Origin of the sequence: Rhizobium sp. NZLR1 (genome assembly GCF_017357385.1) — a bacterium.
Lineage (GTDB): Bacteria > Pseudomonadota > Alphaproteobacteria > Rhizobiales > Rhizobiaceae > Rhizobium.
This window is the reverse complement of the sequence record NZ_CP071633.1, coordinates 651,187-668,438: the sequence shown is the minus strand read 5'-3', so window position 1 is coordinate 668,438 and position 17,252 is coordinate 651,187. Positions and strand designations below refer to the sequence as shown.

At 61.9% G+C, this 17,252-nt stretch carries 20 protein-coding genes; 14 read left to right on the top strand and 6 right to left on the bottom strand.

The features are described from left to right. Positions 1 to 83 precede the first annotated feature (83 nt). From J3O30_RS25605 to J3O30_RS25595, 3 genes are all read right to left on the bottom strand, one after another. Positions 84 to 587, bottom strand: coding sequence for an SRPBCC family protein (locus tag J3O30_RS25605; RefSeq protein WP_207584584.1), 504 nt, complete (start codon positions 585 to 587; stop codon positions 84 to 86). Continuing rightward, positions 571 to 927, bottom strand: coding sequence for a metalloregulator ArsR/SmtB family transcription factor (locus tag J3O30_RS25600; protein ID WP_207584583.1), 357 nt, complete (start codon positions 925 to 927; stop codon positions 571 to 573). Before J3O30_RS25600 ends, J3O30_RS25605 begins: the two co-directional genes overlap by 17 nt. Positions 928 to 1,405: 478 nt before the next feature. Then, on the bottom strand, positions 1,406 to 2,311 hold the full coding sequence (locus tag J3O30_RS25595) for a LysR family transcriptional regulator (protein ID WP_207584582.1): 906 nt from the start codon (positions 2,309 to 2,311) through the stop codon (positions 1,406 to 1,408). 119 nt (positions 2,312 to 2,430) lie between these two features. Here J3O30_RS25595 and J3O30_RS25590 point away from each other — a divergent pair, with 119 nt between their 5' ends. Together J3O30_RS25590 and J3O30_RS25585 are read left to right on the top strand one after the other, a co-directional pair. Further along, a complete protein-coding gene (locus J3O30_RS25590; protein WP_207584581.1) occupies positions 2,431 to 2,853 on the top strand; it encodes a DoxX family protein in 423 nt (140 codons plus the stop codon). A 45-nt stretch (positions 2,854 to 2,898) separates the two neighbouring features. Further along, complete coding sequence (locus J3O30_RS25585) at positions 2,899 to 3,771, top strand: NmrA family NAD(P)-binding protein (protein ID WP_207584580.1); 873 nt, start codon at positions 2,899 to 2,901, stop codon at positions 3,769 to 3,771. Between the two features lie 336 nt (positions 3,772 to 4,107). On the opposite strand, the gene J3O30_RS25580 is transcribed toward J3O30_RS25585, so the two are convergent. Next, entirely contained in the window at positions 4,108 to 5,004 is an 897-nt protein-coding gene (locus tag J3O30_RS25580) for an AraC family transcriptional regulator (RefSeq protein WP_207584579.1), read from the bottom strand. 254 nt (positions 5,005 to 5,258) lie between these two features. On the opposite strand from J3O30_RS25580, the gene J3O30_RS25575 reads away from it, so the two are divergent. The 8 genes from J3O30_RS25575 to J3O30_RS25540 all read left to right on the top strand — a co-directional run bounded on the left by J3O30_RS25575 (position 5,259) and on the right by J3O30_RS25540 (position 13,798). After that, a complete protein-coding gene (locus J3O30_RS25575; RefSeq protein WP_246762832.1) occupies positions 5,259 to 6,692 on the top strand; it encodes an aldehyde dehydrogenase in 1,434 nt (477 codons plus the stop codon). A 71-nt stretch (positions 6,693 to 6,763) separates the two neighbouring features. Then, on the top strand, positions 6,764 to 8,083 hold the full coding sequence (locus J3O30_RS25570) for an ABC transporter substrate-binding protein (RefSeq protein WP_207584577.1): 1,320 nt from the start codon (positions 6,764 to 6,766) through the stop codon (positions 8,081 to 8,083). 10 nt (positions 8,084 to 8,093) lie between these two features. Beyond that, positions 8,094 to 8,849: an ABC transporter ATP-binding protein gene (locus J3O30_RS25565; RefSeq protein WP_207585189.1), complete on the top strand. Its 756-nt coding sequence runs from the start codon at positions 8,094 to 8,096 to the stop codon at positions 8,847 to 8,849. Then, positions 8,846 to 9,574 carry an ABC transporter ATP-binding protein gene (locus J3O30_RS25560; RefSeq protein ID WP_207584576.1) on the top strand — a complete coding sequence of 243 codons (729 nt, stop codon included), beginning with the start codon at positions 8,846 to 8,848 and terminating at the stop codon, positions 9,572 to 9,574. Before J3O30_RS25565 ends, J3O30_RS25560 begins: the two co-directional genes overlap by 4 nt. After that, positions 9,571 to 10,485 carry a branched-chain amino acid ABC transporter permease gene (locus J3O30_RS25555; RefSeq protein ID WP_207584575.1) on the top strand — a complete coding sequence of 305 codons (915 nt, stop codon included), beginning with the start codon at positions 9,571 to 9,573 and terminating at the stop codon, positions 10,483 to 10,485. Before J3O30_RS25560 ends, J3O30_RS25555 begins: the two co-directional genes overlap by 4 nt. After that, positions 10,482 to 11,507, top strand: coding sequence for a branched-chain amino acid ABC transporter permease (locus J3O30_RS25550; protein ID WP_207584574.1), 1,026 nt, complete (start codon positions 10,482 to 10,484; stop codon positions 11,505 to 11,507). Before J3O30_RS25555 ends, J3O30_RS25550 begins: the two co-directional genes overlap by 4 nt. 36 nt (positions 11,508 to 11,543) lie before the next feature. Next, on the top strand, positions 11,544 to 12,329 hold the full coding sequence (locus tag J3O30_RS25545; protein WP_207584573.1) for a coniferyl-alcohol dehydrogenase: 786 nt from the start codon (positions 11,544 to 11,546) through the stop codon (positions 12,327 to 12,329). Between the two features lie 23 nt (positions 12,330 to 12,352). Beyond that, positions 12,353 to 13,798, top strand: a complete 1,446-nt coding sequence (locus tag J3O30_RS25540; RefSeq protein WP_207584572.1) for an aldehyde dehydrogenase — start codon at positions 12,353 to 12,355, stop codon at positions 13,796 to 13,798. 56 nt (positions 13,799 to 13,854) lie between these two features. On the opposite strand, the gene J3O30_RS33375 is transcribed toward J3O30_RS25540, so the two are convergent. Both J3O30_RS33375 and J3O30_RS33370 read right to left on the bottom strand, forming a co-directional pair. After that, entirely contained in the window at positions 13,855 to 14,121 is a 267-nt protein-coding gene (locus J3O30_RS33375; RefSeq protein WP_246762830.1) for a hypothetical protein, read from the bottom strand. Positions 14,122 to 14,124: 3 nt separating this feature from the next. Next, the gene (locus J3O30_RS33370; protein ID WP_246762822.1) at positions 14,125 to 14,430 is read right to left on the bottom strand and encodes a hypothetical protein; all 306 of its coding nucleotides are present in this window, start codon (positions 14,428 to 14,430) and stop codon (positions 14,125 to 14,127) included. A 430-nt stretch (positions 14,431 to 14,860) separates the two neighbouring features. Between J3O30_RS33370 and J3O30_RS25530 the strand changes: the two genes are divergently transcribed. The 4 genes from J3O30_RS25530 to J3O30_RS25515 all read left to right on the top strand — a co-directional run bounded on the left by J3O30_RS25530 (position 14,861) and on the right by J3O30_RS25515 (position 17,208). Continuing rightward, positions 14,861 to 15,382: a DUF4142 domain-containing protein gene (locus tag J3O30_RS25530; RefSeq protein ID WP_207584571.1), complete on the top strand. Its 522-nt coding sequence runs from the start codon at positions 14,861 to 14,863 to the stop codon at positions 15,380 to 15,382. Between the two features lie 7 nt (positions 15,383 to 15,389). After that, positions 15,390 to 15,710 (top strand): cupredoxin family copper-binding protein, encoded by a 321-nt coding sequence (locus J3O30_RS25525; RefSeq protein ID WP_207584570.1) that lies wholly within the window; start codon positions 15,390 to 15,392, stop codon positions 15,708 to 15,710. 39 nt (positions 15,711 to 15,749) lie between these two features. Beyond that, the gene (locus tag J3O30_RS25520; protein WP_207584569.1) at positions 15,750 to 16,478 is read left to right on the top strand and encodes an RNA polymerase sigma factor; all 729 of its coding nucleotides are present in this window, start codon (positions 15,750 to 15,752) and stop codon (positions 16,476 to 16,478) included. A 139-nt stretch (positions 16,479 to 16,617) separates the two neighbouring features. After that, a complete protein-coding gene (locus J3O30_RS25515; RefSeq protein WP_207584568.1) occupies positions 16,618 to 17,208 on the top strand; it encodes a TetR/AcrR family transcriptional regulator in 591 nt (196 codons plus the stop codon). Positions 17,209 to 17,252 lie beyond the last annotated feature (44 nt).

Genomic DNA, 17,252 nt, shown 5'->3' with positions numbered 1-17,252 from the left:
CGCTTTCGCTCCGGCCAGAAAGGCCGTGGAGTCACGTCCTCCCAAGAGCAGACGTTCCCACGAGGCGAGCTTCCCGACCCTCGCTACTCGCCCAGGCTGGAAAGCAATTCGTCGAGCTGCTCCAACTGCTCCGGCAATGCGGCCGCCGAGCCCTGTAGTGCTTCCTCAAGCGCCTGCTTGGACGGATAGACTTCGTGGAAATTGAGTAGTGTCCTCCCGCCCTGGTCCTCGAAGGTCACGGTCGTGATCGCGCCCTCTTCGCCCTCGTCGTTGGTCCAGACGATGCGCTCGTTCGGCACCACCTCGAGATACTTGCCGTAGAAGGCCATGGTGTCCGAACCGCCGGCGCCGAATTCCAGCCGATATTTGCCGCCGGTACGGACGTCCATATCGCACGACACGAGCGACACGCCGGATACCGATTTTGGCATCCACCAGCGCTGGAACAGCTCGGGCTGGCTCCACGCCTTGTAAACCGTGCTCGGCGGCGCATTGAATGTCCGCGTTACGACGAGTTCGCGATCCCCTCTGCGCTCGACTGACGTGCGGTTCTGCGCATCACCTGCACTGTTAACTTGCTGAGTCATCCCTTCCCTCCTGTTTCATTTCGCTGATGATTTCGTCCAATGCTTCGAAGCGGGCCTGGAAGAGCTTGCGATGCGCCTCGATCCACTCGGCCTCCGCCTTGAGGCCGCGTTCCCCAAGCTTGCAGGTTCTCACCCGTCCGACCTTCTGCGTGACGACGAGCCCCGCCCGCTCAAGAACCTGGACGTGCTTCTTCATGCCGGTCAGCGTCATCTGGAACTTATCCGCGAGACTGGTGATCGACGCGTCCCCTCGCCCAAGCTGATCGATGATCCCGCGGCGGGTCGCGTCGGACAGCGCCGCAAACGAGAGATCGAGAGGAGGACCTAGATACTGAACCATCTAGTTCAGTATCTACCCTGTTCGCGCAGGAAGCACAAGCGTCCCGAACTTTCCACGCCGTAGACCGGCATCCGAGGTCATACGCCGCGGCGGCGGCAGCAAAAATCGTCTGGCGTGGGCCGACAGCTGCAGAAGTGTTTCGGCAGCTTCGCGCCCTCATCCTCGCCGTTCCCAGGCAAAGTGAGCCGCCCCCGAAAGCGACCATTCGTTCCCATTGCCCGTTTGCTGCCTTACGGAGATCGACGGGCGGCCCCGGATAAGGTTGCGAGCAACAGGATAGCTCCGAACCTGATACGGAATGGTTCTGTTGCATTGGCACGGCGTTGTGGAGACAGAAGGCGGAAAGTTTGAGGATATCTCTGTCAGATTTCAAAAGGTCGCCGGTTTCAGTGTCGCATTCTGTTGGACCGCCGGCCGCCGACCGGCAGACACAACTTCAGAATGTTGATTTCGAGGGCCGGATGAAGATGTTCGTCTCCTATTCCAGATACGGTGTCAGCACATCTTCGATCCATTTCATGAATGCGCGGACTCGGCGCGAAAGATTGCTCCGATGTGCTACGACGAGGGAAACGGCGAGCGCCCGGCGACGAAAATCGGGTATGATCTCCACAAGCGCTCCACTCTCTAAGTATGGGCCAATCCCCAAGAGTGGCGCCTGAATCAAGCCAAGGCCAGCGAGGGCAGCAGCTTCGTAGGTCTGCGCGCTGTTGACGTGTAGCGCACCTGGCAACTGAATCGTCGCGTAACTGTCGCCGTCCGGATATTCCCATCCATAGGGTCTTGCGCCTAGCATCGTCGAAAAATGAATTGTCCGGTGTTCCTGACGCTGGAGATCTTCTAGCGATCGAGGAGTGCCATAGCGCGCCAGGTAGGCGGGACTGGCAGCGTTGACCATGCGCAACAGTCCCAGTGGGCGGGCAATTAGCGTCTCGTCCCTTATGGGTCCAAGCCGCAATACACAGTCGAACCCCTCTTGAACCAGATCAACCTGGCGGTCCGTACTCGACACCTCCAGCTCCAATTCGGGATAAGTCGCCATGAAATCCGGCAAGACCGGCACGATCGTTTTGCGCGCAACCTCGGTCGGAAGATCGACCCGTAAACGCCCGCGAAGTGCCACGTGATCGCCTGCGAACATCGAGTGTAGGTCATCGACTTCAGCAAGCAGATCGCGGGCACGGGCATGAAATGCGCGCCCGTCCTCCGTCAACTGCACGCTGCGCGTCGTCCGGTGCAGGAGCCTGACACCGACATCTTCTTCCAGCTTCCGGACCGCCGTTGAGGCTCTCCCCTTTTGGATGCCCAGGCTATCGGCCGCGCGGGTGAAGCTCCCCATTTCTGCTACCGTTATGAAAATGAGGATGGGTTCGAGATTCTGCATTTTCGTGCCTCGGCATTGTTCTCCACAAAGAGAACAGTTAGTTAATTTCCTCGGTGTTTATCATACCTAGGCGACACAGTAAGCTCCGAATATGGGATCCCCTCATCGGAGAATGACAAGTGTCCGAAACTATGAAGCTGCATCAGGTGCCTGAAACTATGACCTTGCATCGTGCCCTGTGGGCCGGCCGGATAATGAGCGCGTTTGTCGTTCTCGCTCTGGTGGCAGACGGCACTATTCAGCTTTTCGCGCCGGCACAGATCGCGAGCATGTTGCAGGAAACCGGGTTCGCGATGGACCTGACCCGTGTCGTGGGTCCGATCATACTCGCCTGCGCCATCCTTTACGCCATCCAGGCCACTGCCGTCCTCGGCGCGATCCTAGTGACGGGCTTTTTGGGAGGTGCCATCTGCGCCCATGTCCGCATTGGTGAGTTGGGGTCGCCGCCGGAAATCATTTCCCTGCTTCTGGGCGCGATGACATGGGGCGGCCTCTACGCGCGCGATCCCCGAATCCGGGCCATTCTACCGCTCATTCATTGAACCAACAGGGGCAGTGCTCTGTCCCTCATCATCAGGAGAAAACACATGTTTTTAGTAATGGGAATCACGGGAAAAGTGGGCGGCGCAACGGCGGAACATCTGTTGACGCACGGCAAGGAAGTACGCGCGCTCGTCCGCAATCGCGAGAAGGCGGTTAACTGGGCGAACCAGGGCGTGGAACTGGTAGACGGCGATTGGAATGATTCGGCAGCCATCGAGCAAGCGCTCAAAGGCGTCGAAGGCGTGTTCGTCATGTTGCCGGCTGTCTGGGCGCCCTCGCCCGATTACAAAGAAGCAAAGGGCATGATTGCAAACTATGTTGAGGCGCTCACCAAGGCAGCGCCGCCGCGAGTGGTTGCCCTTTCGTCGATGGGTGCGAACAGAACCAGCGGGCTCGGGATGCTCACGGCCTTGTCGCTTCTGGAGCAAGGTTTTCGCGACTTGACATCCCCAATCGCATTTGTGCGCGCAGGCGGCTTCTTCGAAAATTTCCTCTACGGCTTGCAGGTCGCCCGGGGCGGAACGCTACCGGTCTACTACAATCCGACAGACCGGAAATCGACTATGGTCGCGACGAACGACATCGGCGCGGAAGTCGCAACCCTTTTGACCGGGCCAGCGTGGTCAGGGCAGCGCGTCGTCGAGCTTGGTTCGATGGTCACCGCGGATGAAGTCGCGGAGCAATTGGGTGAAGTCCTGAATCTCGACGTGAAAGCCTTTGCAGTCCCGCGTGCAGGATGGGCGGAAGCGTTCGAGCAATTCGGCATCCCGAAGGGCCACACCGGACCTGCCGAAGAAATGTTTGAGGCCGTGAATGCAGGATGGATGGACCTCGGAATCGCGGGTACGGAGCACGTAGCGGGTACGATGTCCGCACGCGATGTATTCGAGGCTGCACAGAACACCGCCAAAGCGTAAATCCGGGACGGATCAAGTATGAGACGGAGACTGCCCGCTTCTGCGCCGGACGCATCGCGGGCAGAGCTCAACAGCTCAAAGCAACGCGAAGCGCCTCCACTCCCGCCTGCCAGGCTCAACCTTGCCGCGCAGGCGGTTCCTAGGCCAAATGCCGCTATCCACGTCTCTTCATTCCATAGCGGACCGGCGCTTGCGGCCCCAAAGCGGTCGTTCACCCGATCCGTTGTGACGGTTACTATTGGCGCATTGCAGTCCTACGTCTGTTGGAACTTCCATATCAATGTGATTTGCGATCCAAGACCGGCAAATTCCAACTTTGACCAATGAACCCCGAGCCTAAGGCCAATCGGCATAGCCCGAGGAGAGCATGCTGTTTTCCGATCCGGCCGACGCGCGGGCGATCTCGCGGTAGCCGGCGGGGGAAAGGCCGGTCTTGCGTTTGAAGAAATGGCTGAAATAGGTCGGGTCGCGAAAGCCGAGGCCGTCGGAGATTTCTTGGATATTGCGGGCCGAGCGCTCCAATCTCAGCTTTGCCTCCTGCACCACGCGCTCGTGCAAAAGCTGGATCGGCGAGCGGCCGAGCGCCCTTTGGCAGATCGAATGAAGCCGGTCGGCGGTGACGCCCAATTCCGCGGCGTAGTCGCTGATGGGCCGGTGCTGGCGGAAGCCGGCCTCGACGAGTTGCCGATATCTTTGCAGGATCGATCCGGTTTCGCCCTGCCCGCGCGGCTCGCTTCTCTCGCCATCCCCGCGCCACAGCGCCATCAGGATCAACCTGATATAGGCGGACGCGACCATCCAGGAGGAACGCAAGGGATCACTGAGTTCCCGCACGAAACCCAAAATCAGCGGACTGATTTCGGCTATCAGCAGGGGATCCAATGCCTCGACCAGCCTGCGCTGCTCGGTGAAGATGCGCAGCGAATAGGATTCCACCTTGTCGCCGATCGCATCGACCATGATCTGCGGCGAGGTTCCAACGAGATGGGCAGCGGTTCCGGCAGAAATCGACAGGTCGCAGCGAGCCTGAGGCGGCAGGAAGGCAAGCAGCGGTCCCTGCAACGGCCGATCCTCGCCGCTGTCGAAGTGAAGCTCGGCCCGCCCCTCCCCGAGCAGAAGGAAATGGTGGAAATCGGCATAGAGTCCCTTCTGAAGACGGATGCGCCGACGCGAAAGCGACGGCGCGTGCCACTCGCCCCTGGCATAATGATGAATGCCTCCGTCCGTCGCCAACGCCTCTCCTCCGCTTCCACCAATCATTGCAGCAATCGCCGGATAATTACAATATTAACCCAATAAATCGCATTCCATCCGCCGATGATCGGCGTAACCTGACCGTCATCAGCCTTTGGGAGGAGGCATTCCGACAGACACACAGATGGTCAGGCGGCCTTGAGGCTGCGGCGTCGGCTCGTCTTTCTCCCCATGGCAACAATGCAAGCGCCAGCACATGGCGGGTGGGTGAAACAGTGTTTTCGGCAAAGCTGATGATCAATAACGAGGCGATGGAGGCTTTCGAGGGGGCCACCTTCGAACGCATGGATCCGCTGACCGGCGATGTCGCAACGATTGCTTCGGCGGGATCCGTCGCCGACATGACGCGGGCAGCCAATGCGGCCGCAGCCGCCTTTCCCGACTGGTCACAGACCGGCCCCGGCGAACGGCGCCGGCTTCTGAATGCCGCCGCCGATCTGCTGGAGGCCCGCACGCCGGAGCTCATTGCCGCCATGACCGGCGAAACCGGCGCCACCGCCCAATGGGCGGCGATCAATTGCGGGCTCGGCGCCGATATTCTTCGCGAGGCGGCGGCGATGACCACGCAAATATCAGGCGAACTCATTCCGTCGGGCATTCCCGGCAGCCTCGCTATGGCCGTGCGCCAGCCGGCAGGCGTCTGCGTCGGCATTGCCCCCTGGAACGCGCCGATCATTCTCGGCACCCGCGCCGTCGCCATGCCGCTTGCCTGCGGCAACACCGTTGTCCTGAAGGCCTCCGAACTCTGCCCGAAGACCCATGGCCTGATCGGCGACATCATGCGTGACGCCGGTTTCCCGCGCGGCGTCGTCAATGTCGTCTCCAATGCGCCGAGCGATGCCGCCGCAGTCGTCGCCGCCCTGATCGCCCATCCGGCCGTGCGCCGCATCAATTTCACCGGTTCCACGCGTGTCGGCAGGATCATCGCCGAAGCCTCGGCAAGGCATTTGAAGCGCTGCCTGCTCGAACTCGGCGGCAAGGCACCGTTCATCGTGCTTGCCGACGCCGATATCGACGAGGCCGTCAGCGCCGCCGCCTTCGGCGCCTTCATGAACCAGGGCCAGATCTGCATGTCGACGGAGCGGATCATCCTGATGGACGAGATCGCCGACCACTTCGTCGGCAAGTTCGGGACGAAAGCCGCGACCCTCGTTGCAGGCCACCCAGGGGACGGCAACACGCCGCTCGGGACGCTGATCAACGCAGAGGCCGTGCGCCGCGTCAGGTCGCTTATCGACGACGCGCTGCAGAAGGGTGCAGTCCTCGTCTGCGGCGGTCAGGCCCACGGGACGCTGATGGACGCGACCGTCATCGATCACGTGACGCCGGCCATGCGCATCTACCGTGAGGAGAGCTTCGGGCCTGTCGCGGCGATCGTCAGGGTCGGCAGCGTTGACGAGGCCGTGACGGTCGCCAACGACAACGAATACGGGCTCTCGGCCGCCGTCTTCAGCGCCGACGTCAGTGCCGCGCTTGCCGTTGCCATGCGGCTCGAATCCGGCATCTGCCACATCAATGAGGCCACAGTTTCCGACGAGCCGCAGATGCCGTTCGGCGGCGTCAAATCGAGCGGCTACGGGCGCTTCGGCGGCAAGGCCGCGATCGACGAATTCACCGAGCTGAGATGGATCACCATGGCATCGGGAAAACGGCACTACCCGATCTAATCACCAGATCGGGCGGGATGAACAATGGGAGCAGGCCCAAGAGGCCAGCATCAAGAGGGAGGAATGATTTCATGAACGGCATTTTCCGCAACGGAAAATTCAACGCAGCATCGCTCACCCGCCGCTCTTTCATCGCATCGGCCGCAGCGGGCGGAACAGCACTGGCGCTCTCCGGTCGCACGGCCTTCGCTCAGAGCGGCGATACGCTGAAGGTCGGCTTCATCAGCCCGCGCACCGGCCCGCTCGGCGGCTTCGGCGAGACCGACGGTTACGTGCTCGACCTCGCGCGCAAGGCGCTGGCGAACGGCCTGCAGGCGGGCGGCAAGACCTGGAAGGTGGAGATCCTCGACCAGGACACCCAGTCCGATCCCTCGCGCGCCGGCCAACTGGCGAAGGACCTGATCAACAACAAGGCGATCGACCTGATGCTCGCCGTCTCGACGCCCGAAACCATCAATCCGGTGGCCGACGCCTGTGAAGCGGCCGGTATTCCCTGCCTCTCGACAGTCATGCCCTGGGAAGCCTGGTATTTCGGTCGCGGCGCCAAGCCGGGCGCGCCTTCACCGTTCAAGTGGACCTATCATTTCGGCTTCGGCGTCGAAGAGTTCCACAAGGCCTATGTTTCGCAATGGAACCTGATCGAGACCAACAAGAAGGTCGGCGTCATGTATCCAAACGACGCCGATGGCAATGCGATCCGCACCCATCTGGCGCCGGCGCTTGCCAAGGCGGGCTTCACCATCGTCGATCCCGGCGCCTATGAAACCGGAACCACCGATTTTACGGCGCAGATCGCTCTCTTCCGGCAGGAGGGCGTCGAGATCTTCAACTCGTTCCCGATACCGCCAGATTTCGCCGCCTTCTGGCGTCAGGCCGCGCAACAGGGCCTTACCCAGCAGATCAAGATCTGCCAGGTCGCCAAGACGGGGCTGTTTCCTTCCGACATCGAGGCGCTCGGCGACCTCGGCTTGAACATTGGCAGCGCCGCCTACTGGCATAAGGCCTTCCCCTACAAATCGACGCTGACGGGCGTGTCCGGAACCGAGCTCGCAGACGGCTACGAAACGGCAAGCGGCAAACAGTGGACACAGCAGCTCGGCGCCAGCCTTGCACTTCTCGATGCAGGCTTCGATGCGCTGAAGGCCAGTACCGACGTCAAGAGCAAAGAGGCAGTGGCCAAAGCGATCAGCACGCTGAAGACGACGACGATCGCCGGCAAGGTCGACTTCACCAGCGGCCCGGTCGCCAACGTCTCTCCCGGGCCGATCATCGGCACGCAATGGGTGAAGGCGGCAGAGGGCTCGAAATTCGCGCTCGACTATGTCGTCACCGAAAACGCCACCGACCCCAATGTGCCGGTCGGCGCCAAGCTCATCGCTTATAACGGATAACGGATAACGGATAGTGCAGCAGCTAGCTCAAAATCGGCCGGGGGGAGCCTTTCTCTCGGCCAAGGGGATCCACAAGCAGTTCGGCGCGCTCGTCGTCCTGGAAAACCTGGATTTTTCCATGGGCGATGGCGACGCGGTCGGCATCGTCGGGCCGAATGGCGCGGGCAAGACGACGCTGCTCAGCGTGCTCGCCGGCGCCTTCCCGCCAAGTGCGGGAACCGTCACCTTCGATGGCGCCGATGTCACGAGCCGGACGGCGGCGGAGCGCTGCCGCTCCGGGCTCGTCCGGACCCATCAGGTTCCCAAACCCTTCAGCGGCATGACGACCTTCGAAAACGTCTTCGTCGCCGCATCGCACGGCAATGCCGCAAGCCGCGACGAAGCATATCAGCGGGTGGTGGATTCGCTGTCGCTCTGCGGCATGCTCGACGTCGCCAACCGCCCGGCCGACACGCTCGGCCTTCTCGATCGCAAACGCCTGGAGCTTGCCCGTGCGCTGGCCACGCAGCCGAGGCTGTTGCTGCTCGACGAGATCGGCGGAGGACTGACCGATGGCGAGGCGAGCGAGCTCGTCGAAACCATCCTCGAATTGCGCCGCCGCGGTATCGGCATCGTCTGGATCGAGCACATCGTCCATATCCTTCTGCAGGTGGCGGAACGGCTGATCTGCATGGACGCGGGCAGGATTATCGCCGACGGCGAGCCGAAAATGGTCATGAGCAATGCGGAGGTGGTCAAGGCCTATCTCGGAGGGACACCCGCATGAGCCTTCTCTCCATCCGCGACCTCGACGTCCGCCACGGCCTGCTTCAGGCGGTGCGCGGCGTCAGTTTCGATATTGCCAAGAGTGAGGTGCTGGCACTGGTCGGCGCCAACGGCGCGGGCAAGACGACGCTGCTCAGATCGATCGCCGGCGCCCATCTTCCATGCTCCGGCCAAGTCCTTCTCAACGATGAAGACCTGGCCGCCGTCCCGTCCCACAAACGGATCGCCAAGGGCATTGCCCTGGTGCCGGAAGGCCGGCGCCTTTTCTCGCAGATGACCGTGGAAGAGAACCTGCTTCTCGGAAAGAGCTGCGGCCGCAAGGGTGAATGGAGCGTCGACCGCGTCCTCGACGCCTTCCCGAACCTCAAACCCCGCCGCCACGCAAAGACCGGGCATCTCTCGGGCGGGGAACAGCAGGCGACTGCCATCGGCCGGGCGCTGATGAGCAATCCCGATATTCTTCTGCTGGACGAAGTCTCGCTCGGACTTTCGCCTCTGGTCGTCGATCGCGTCTACGCCCAACTGCAGGCATTGCTGACCTCGGGAACGACCATCGTGCTCGTAGAGCAGGACCTTGCCCGCGCCATGAGCGTGGCAAGCCGCGTCATCTGCATGCTGGAAGGACGCATCGTCCTCGACAGGCCGGCCGCAGCCGTCACTCGCGAGCACGTCACCCAGGCCTATTTCGGATTGCACCGGGCCGCCGGCGAAAGGAGCGCATCATGATCAACACTCTGATCCAGGGCATTCTGCTCGGGGGCTACTACGCCGTCATCGCCTGCGGCCTGTCCTTCATGTTCTCCGTCATGCGGATCATCAATCTCGCCCATGGCAGCCTGGCGGTCGCGGCCGCATATGGGCTGTGGCTGCTTGCCGCCAAGGCCGGCATTCCGCCTTTCGCCGGCCTGCTGATCGTGCTGCCCGTCATGGCGATCCTCGGCTGGCTGCTGCAGCGATTCATTCTGGAACGCAGCGCCCGTGGCGGGACGCTGCTGCCGATCCTCACAACCTTCGGCCTGTCGATCGTCATCGACAACCTGCTGTTTGAGCAGTTCGGCGCCGACACACGGTCGCTCGCGCCCTTCATCGGCAACCTGTCCTATGCGTCCTGGCAGTTGCCGGGCCACATCTTCGTCGGCAAGCTTGCCGTCATGATGATGGTGACGGCAGTCTTCATTCTCGGGGGGCTGCAGTTTTTCCTCGGCCGCTTTGCGCTCGGCCGCGCCATCCGCGCCACGGCCGAGGATCCCGATACGGCAGGGCTGGTCGGCATCGATGCGCGCAGGGTCAATGCCGTCGCCACCGCGATCACCATGGTCACCATCGGGATTGCCGGGGCCTTTCTCGGGATGCGGGCAACTTTCAGCCCCTATGCCGGCGGCCCGCAGCTTCTCTTCGCTTTCGAGACGGCTGTCATCGGCGGAGCGGGATCGCTGTGGGGCACGCTTGCCGGCGGCATCGTTCTTGGCCTTGCCCAATCGCTCGGTGCGCAATTGCATCCGCAAGGCTTCCTGATTGGCGGCCACGCCGTATTTCTGCTGGTACTTTTCATCAGGCTGTCCCGCTTCGGCATGCCTCAACTCGACAAGCTCGGTGCGTTTTTCAACCTTCGTGCACGTCTCCGGAGCCCGACATGACCTTTGTCTCCAACGGCATATCGATAGAACGCTGGACGAAATCGTCGCGGGTGGCGCTTGGCTCCATGGCCGCGGTGCTTGTCCTGCTGATCTTCGCCCCCGCCGTCCTCGGCGCCGGCGCGATCGACCGGATGACGGCCCTGTTCATCTACGTAATTCTTGCTGCCATGTGGAATGCGCTCGCCGGTTTTGGCGGGCTGGTTTCGGTCGGCCAACAGGTGTTCTTCGGGCTCGGCGCCTACTTCACCATTCGGCTCGCCGATGCCGGGCTCGATCCGTTCATCGCGCTCTTTGCGGCCGCGATCGTGACCGGCGCGCTGTCGATCCCGCTTTCGCTGTTCATGCTGCGGCTGAAGGGCGGCGAGTTCGCGATCGGCATGTGGGTCATCGCCGAACTCGCCCACCTGCTCGTCAACCTCGACCGGCTGATCCAGGGAGAAACCGGAACCTCGCTGATCTCGCTCAACGTCTATGACAGCGGCACGCGGCGGGCGACAATCTACTGGCTTGCGCTCGCGTCCATGACCGCCCTGCTCGGTGCGCTCTTCATGCTGATGCGCAGCCGCGCCGGCGCGGCCATGCAGGCGATCCGCGACAATGAAGAGGCGGCGACCTCGGTCGGCGTGCGTGTGATCGCCACCAAGAGGCTGCTCTTCGTGCTCGCCGCCTTCGGCATCGCGATCGCCGGAGGCCTGTGGCTGGCGACTGCCACCACCTTCCAGCCGAAGACTTATTTCAGCGTCCAATGGACGGCCTACATGATCTTCATGGTGCTGGTCGGCGGGATCGGCAAGTTCGAAGGCGCGATCATCGGCGCCGTCCTGTTCTTCATGATCGAGACCTTCTTCGGCGGAGCCGGCGTGTGGTACCTGATCGGCCTCGGCGCCACCGCCCTGATTTTCTCGCTCTACCTGCCGCGCGGCCTCTGGGGCGAAATCGAGCGCCGCTTCGACCTGCAACTTCTTCCCGTCGGCTACCGGCTGAAATTGCCCGGTCCGAATAAGATCAAATGGGAAGAATGAGCCGGCTTCCGGATTCTATTGTGAAAGGTGACGTTGATGCTTTTTGGTAAAACAATCCTGGTAACCGGAGTGGCTTCCGGCATCGGCGCCCGGACGGCGGAACTGGCCGGCCAGATGGGCGCCGAGGTCATCGGTGTCGATGTGCGCGAGCCGGCCAATGGAGGCGCCGCCTTCATCACGGGCGATCTGTCCACGCCATCGGGCGTTGCCGAGATCGTTGCACGGCTCCCGACGCGCCTGGATGCGCTCGCCAATGTCGCCGGCCTTTCCGGCAGCACCGGCGTCGTCGCGACGCTCGCGGTCAACTTCTACGGTCTTCGCGCCCTGTCGGAAGCCGTGGCACCCCGCCTGCGCGAAGGCAGCGCCATCGTCAACGTCGCCTCGATCGCCGGCTACGGTTGGCGCGCCAATCTCGAGCGAGCAAAGTCGCTGACATCAATCGAGGGCTTTCCCGATGTGGCGGCGATCGTTCGCGAACACGGCCTCAAGGACGAGCAAGGCTACCCGCTCTCCAAGGAACTGCTCCTACTCTGGACCATGCGCGCGGCCCACCAACCATTGTTCAAGAACCGTGGCATCCGGGTCAATGCGGTCAGCCCCGGGCCGGTGGAAACGCCGATCCTTAAACAGTTCCGCGCCGTGCTCGGCGACGCCAGGGTCGACAGCGACATTACCCGCGTCGGCCGCGCCGGCACCGCCGCCGATATCGCGCCCGCCGTGCTCTTCCTCTGCTCTGACGGCGGGCGCTGGATCAACGGCGCCAATCTAGCCACCGACGGCGGCCTCGAAGCATCCATCAACGCCGAAGTCCTCGGCTTCTAGTTCTTTCCCTCAGGAGACCCCAGATGAATATTTCCCTCCTCATCAACGGCGCGGACCGCGCAGCCTCCGGCGGCCGGACCTACGACCGCCTAGATCCCTTCACCGAGAAGCTCGCAAGCCGCGCCGCCGCCGCCAATCTGGAAGACGTTGCCGCGGCCGTCGATGCCGCCGCCGTCGCCTTCGGCGCCTGGTCAAAGACCGGCCCTGGCCAGCGCCGCGCCATCCTGATGAAGGCTGCCGACATCATGGATTCCAAAGTGGGCGAATTTACCCGGCTGATGATCGAGGAAACCGGCGCGACCGCGCCCTGGGCCGGCTTCAACGTCATGCTCGCCGCCAATATCCTGCGCGAGGCCGGCGCCATGACGACGCAGATATCAGGCGAAATCATCCCGTCCGACAAGCCCGGCACGCTCGCCATGGGCGTTCGCCAGGCGGCCGGCGTCTGCCTGGCGATCGCTCCCTGGAACGCGCCCGTCATTCTCGCCACCCGCGCCATCGCCATGCCAATCGCCTGCGGCAACACCGTCATCCTCAAGGCATCCGAACAATGCCCGGGCACACACCGGCTAATCGCCACAGTGCTGACCGAGGCCGGCCTGCCAGCTGGCGTCATCAACGTTCTTACCAACGCGCCCGAAGATGCGCCTGAGATCGTCGCCGCGCTGATTGCCCATCCCGCGGTCAAGCGCGTGAACTTCACCGGATCGACCAAAGTCGGCAGGATCATCGCCGAGACCTGCGGCAGGCATCTCAAACCCGCTCTCCTCGAACTCGGCGGCAAGGCGCCGCTGGTTATCCTCGACGACGCCGATATCGACGGCGCCGTCAATGCCGCCATTTTCGGCGCCTTCATGCATCAGGGCCAGATCTGCATGTCGACGGAGCGGATCATCGTCGACGCGACGATCGCCGATCAGTTCGTCGCCAAGCTGGCCGCCCGCGCCAGCCAGCTGCCGGCAGGCGACCCACGCGGCCATGTCGTTCTCGGTTCGCTGATCAGCCTCGATGCAGCCAAAAAGATGGAAGAGCTGATCGCCGATGCGACGGCCAAGGGGGCAAAACTCGTAGCCGGCGGCAAGCGCTCCGGCACCGTGGTCGAGGCGACGCTGCTCGATCACGTCACATCCGACATGCGCGTCTATGCGGAAGAATCCTTCGGCCCGGTCAAGCCGATCATTCGCGTCTCCGGCGAGGAAGAAGCGATCCGCATCGCCAACGATACCGAATACGGCCTGTCGTCGGCCGTCTTCAGCCGTAACGTGCAACGGGCGATGGCAGTTGCGGCCCGGATCGAATCCGGCATCTGCCACATCAACGGCCCAACGCTGCACGACGAGGCGCAGATGCCCTTCGGCGGCGTCAAGGGCAGCGGCTACGGCCGCTTCGGCGGCAAGGCGGCGATCGCCGAATTCACCGACCTGCGCTGGATCACGATCGAGGATTCCGCCCAGCATTACCCCTTCTGACGACGAAACACATCACCGTGCCACAACGGCTATTGCAGTTGTGGCGCGGTCAATGTTCAGGCTGAGAAGCCATCCAGCGCATCGGCAAGTTTCAGCCAGAGATCATGGGGAGGCGAAGGAATTGGCCGTGAATCTTCATCGGAGATCCGGATTTCGAAAGCGACCCCATTCGATCTGAAGCCCGCCAGCATCCGGCGAAATTTCGTCGCCTTCTCCGTGAACGGGCCCGAACCCTGTTCGCCCAGCACGGTGCGGACCGTCGCCAGGGCGAGATTGAAGTTCTTCTGCAATTGTCCGAAGGCGCCGCGATGTTTGTCCCGCATGCCTCAATGGAGATCCCCGTGGGCGAGAGCGGCCATCGCATCGTTGAAATCGGACAAGTTATCGTCAATCGACACGATCAGCTCATTGAGGATGACAGCCGAACGGGAGAGATCCGGATCGGCGTAGTCGGCATTCATCCGCCGCGTCAGATCTCCGCTCAGGACAGCCGTCGCCAATGCCGCGATCTCCGCGCAGAATCTGTCTTTCTGATCTTTGAGATCAGTTGGCGCTTCAATGCTGCCGGGATCATCGGGAACTCGATCCTGATGCGCCGCATTCCAACCCGAACCGTTCGTTGTCTCGACCATGCACATCGAGCCTTAACGCAATACACCGCAGCCGTAGAACCAGCGGCGGATCATAAGTGCACAACTGCTATGGACCATGTCGTATTCCCGTATCCCTGCCGACCAATCGTGCCGCTGTCCCCGTGACAAGCGCGATCCCATCCAAGGCGGCAAGGCTTAAAAAAAGTGCTTCGGCGCCATCCCCGGTCGGATGTTTTGCGCGCGAAACGGATAGCATCGACGTATTTTTGACTATGATTGGGCGGCCTGCCACGCGTTTCGAAAGCTGCTGGTGATCCGAGGGGCTTGGCGGCGGCCGACGCCGATGAGGCGCCGCTTGCCTGCAAAAATTTCCGGGAACCTTTTCGGCCGATCTGCATCCAATGCCTGCTTCCAAAGGCGCCACCGCCGCAGAAGCCATTCCGTCACATGGACACAAAGGAGACAGATCATGTTGAAACAGATTCTCGGCGCAACCCTCCTGGCAGCCTCGCTCGGCACGGCTTCGATCGCCGCCGATGCAAAGCCGACCGACCCTCAGATTGCTCATATCGCCTATACGGCGGGGCAGATCGACGTCACCGCCGCGGATCAGGCGTTGAAGAAAAGCAAGGATGCCGAAGTCATTGAATTCGCCAAGACCATGGAGCGCGACCACAAGGCCGTCAACGATCAGGCGCTCGCCCTCGTCAAGAAACTAAAGGTGACGCCTGAAGACAACAAGATCAGCCAGTCGCTCTCGACTCAAGCAAGCAAGGAGTTGAAGACGCTTGACGCTCTCGACGGCGCGGCTTTCGACAAGGCCTATGTCGAAAACGAAGTCGCCTATCACAAGTCGGTCAACGATGCGCTTGCCAAGGTGCTGATCCCCTCGGCGCAGAACAACGAGCTCAAGTCGCTCCTGGAAACGGGCCTGACCCTGTTCAAGCAGCACCAGATGCATGCCGAGCATCTTGCCTCGACGATGAAGTAGACTGGCGATGCATTTGCTGACGAAATCGCTGCCGCTGCTGTGTGCGCTACTCTGGACAGGCGGCGGCGTCGCCTCTGCCGCGGAATACCAAGTCACCATTGCAGGGATGAAATACAGCGCGCCGCCTGCCGAACTGCATGTGGGCGACGTGATCGTCTGGCGAAATGATGATATCTTCCGGCACACGGTGACGGCCCGCGACAAAAGCTTCGATATCGACCTGCCGCCGAAATCGGAAGGTCGCATGACGATCAGCCGAGCGGGAGCAGTCGACTTCTATTGCCGCTTTCATCCGGCCATGACGGGCAAACTGGACGTCCGGCCATAGCGCCGGGCTTCAATCAAATACGGTAGGCGGAGGATTCCCATGACAGCCATTCCGGTTCCGACCGAGCGACAGCAGCAGCACCAGCAGCAGATGTCGACATTCTCCGACGCAGATCTCGTGCCCTTGGCGAAAATGGGCGACGAGCCCGCCATCCGCACCATCATTCAACGCCACAACCAGCGCCTGTTCCGCACCGCGCGCGCCATCATCCGCAACGATGCCGAGGCGGAAGACGTCGTTCAGGCCGCCTATATCAAAGCATTCACCAATCTGGCGGCGTTCCGAGCCGATGCGCAGTTTTCGACGTGGCTGACCCGAATTGCGATCAACGAAGCGCTGGGCCGCGTGCGGCGCCGAAAGAACACAGCTAGGCTCGAGGAAATCGACATGCAGACGACATCGCCGGGCGGTGAAGTACTACAATTTCCTTCCTCCTTGTCCGCAACCGATCCAGAAACCGAGCTGTCGCGGAGCCAGGCGCGGCATCTCCTCGAACATGCGGTCGACGAACTTCCGGATGATTTTCGCGCCGTCTTCGTACTGCGTGATGTCGAGGGCATGAGCACCGACGAGGCCGCATCCTATCTCGGCATAAGACCCGAAACTGCCAAGACCCGATTGCACCGGGCGCGGAAGATGATGCGTCAGTCGATCGAAAAACGGCTCTCCGGCGCATTCTCGGCGCTGTTTCCGTTCAATGGCGCCCGGTGCGCTTTCATGGCCGATCGCGTCATTGCCGCCCTAGGCTCAGGACTCACAACGGGGTAGCCAAATAGGAGGATGGCGGCGAGGGTGATTGCGCCCATGAAGGTGTTGGCGCAGCGATCGTAGCGGGTGTGAATGCGTTACCCGTGTCCCCACCAAAAACTGCTTGACAATAACAAGACGACCGGTCATATATCTATTCATGCCTAGACCAGCCAATCCCGAAACGCGATCGCGCCTCCTGGATAAGGGGGGAAACCTCATCAGCACCCGCGGCTTCAATGCCACGGGCGTGCAGGAGATTACGTCGGTCGCCGGTGTGCCCAAGGGTTCGTTCTACAATTATTTCGAAAGCAAGGAGGCCTTCGCTGTCGAGGTACTGACCGAGTATTGGGATTCGGTGGTTGCTACCTACGGCCCGATCTTGGCCGATCACAACATGGCGCCGCTCGCGCGTATCGCGCGCTATTTCGCGAGCCTAGCAGAGTTTCACGAGCGCCGCGGTTACGCGGTTGGCTGCCTGATCGGGAATATGGCGCTCGAGGTCACGCCGTCGAGCGAGCATGTACGCATTACGCTGGCGGCAATCTATCGCCAATGGATGGCCTCGCTCACCGAATGCCTCCGGGAAGCCCAGGCCCAGGGCGAATTGCCGGCCGGAAAGGACCCGGGACAGGTTGCCGTCGCGTTGATCGACGCGTTCGAAGGCGCGGTCACGCGTGCCAAGGTCGAACGTAACCGGTCGCCATTCGACAGCTTTGAAGGTTTCGTTTTGCCCGCCCTTGTAACCTGAACAATTTTGGCCGGTAAATATACGACCGGTCATGCATTTGACAA

Coding starts and splice junctions, on each gene's coding strand:
- J3O30_RS25605 (WP_207584584.1), bottom strand. CDS start 587: ATGACTCAGCAAGTTAACAGTGCAGGTGATGCGCAGAACCGCACGTCA.
- J3O30_RS25600 (WP_207584583.1), bottom strand. CDS start 927: ATGGTTCAGTATCTAGGTCCTCCTCTCGATCTCTCGTTTGCGGCGCTG.
- J3O30_RS25595 (WP_207584582.1), bottom strand. CDS start 2,311: ATGCAGAATCTCGAACCCATCCTCATTTTCATAACGGTAGCAGAAATG.
- J3O30_RS25585 (WP_207584580.1), top strand. CDS start 2,899: ATGTTTTTAGTAATGGGAATCACGGGAAAAGTGGGCGGCGCAACGGCG.
- J3O30_RS25575 (WP_246762832.1), top strand. CDS start 5,259: ATGATCAATAACGAGGCGATGGAGGCTTTCGAGGGGGCCACCTTCGAA.
- J3O30_RS25570 (WP_207584577.1), top strand. CDS start 6,764: ATGAACGGCATTTTCCGCAACGGAAAATTCAACGCAGCATCGCTCACC.
- J3O30_RS25560 (WP_207584576.1), top strand. CDS start 8,846: ATGAGCCTTCTCTCCATCCGCGACCTCGACGTCCGCCACGGCCTGCTT.
- J3O30_RS25555 (WP_207584575.1), top strand. CDS start 9,571: ATGATCAACACTCTGATCCAGGGCATTCTGCTCGGGGGCTACTACGCC.
- J3O30_RS25550 (WP_207584574.1), top strand. CDS start 10,482: ATGACCTTTGTCTCCAACGGCATATCGATAGAACGCTGGACGAAATCG.
- J3O30_RS25545 (WP_207584573.1), top strand. CDS start 11,544: ATGCTTTTTGGTAAAACAATCCTGGTAACCGGAGTGGCTTCCGGCATC.
- J3O30_RS25540 (WP_207584572.1), top strand. CDS start 12,353: ATGAATATTTCCCTCCTCATCAACGGCGCGGACCGCGCAGCCTCCGGC.
- J3O30_RS33375 (WP_246762830.1), bottom strand. CDS start 14,121: ATGCGGGACAAACATCGCGGCGCCTTCGGACAATTGCAGAAGAACTTC.
- J3O30_RS33370 (WP_246762822.1), bottom strand. CDS start 14,430: ATGGTCGAGACAACGAACGGTTCGGGTTGGAATGCGGCGCATCAGGAT.
- J3O30_RS25530 (WP_207584571.1), top strand. CDS start 14,861: ATGTTGAAACAGATTCTCGGCGCAACCCTCCTGGCAGCCTCGCTCGGC.
- J3O30_RS25525 (WP_207584570.1), top strand. CDS start 15,390: ATGCATTTGCTGACGAAATCGCTGCCGCTGCTGTGTGCGCTACTCTGG.
- J3O30_RS25520 (WP_207584569.1), top strand. CDS start 15,750: ATGACAGCCATTCCGGTTCCGACCGAGCGACAGCAGCAGCACCAGCAG.
- J3O30_RS25515 (WP_207584568.1), top strand. CDS start 16,618: ATGCCTAGACCAGCCAATCCCGAAACGCGATCGCGCCTCCTGGATAAG.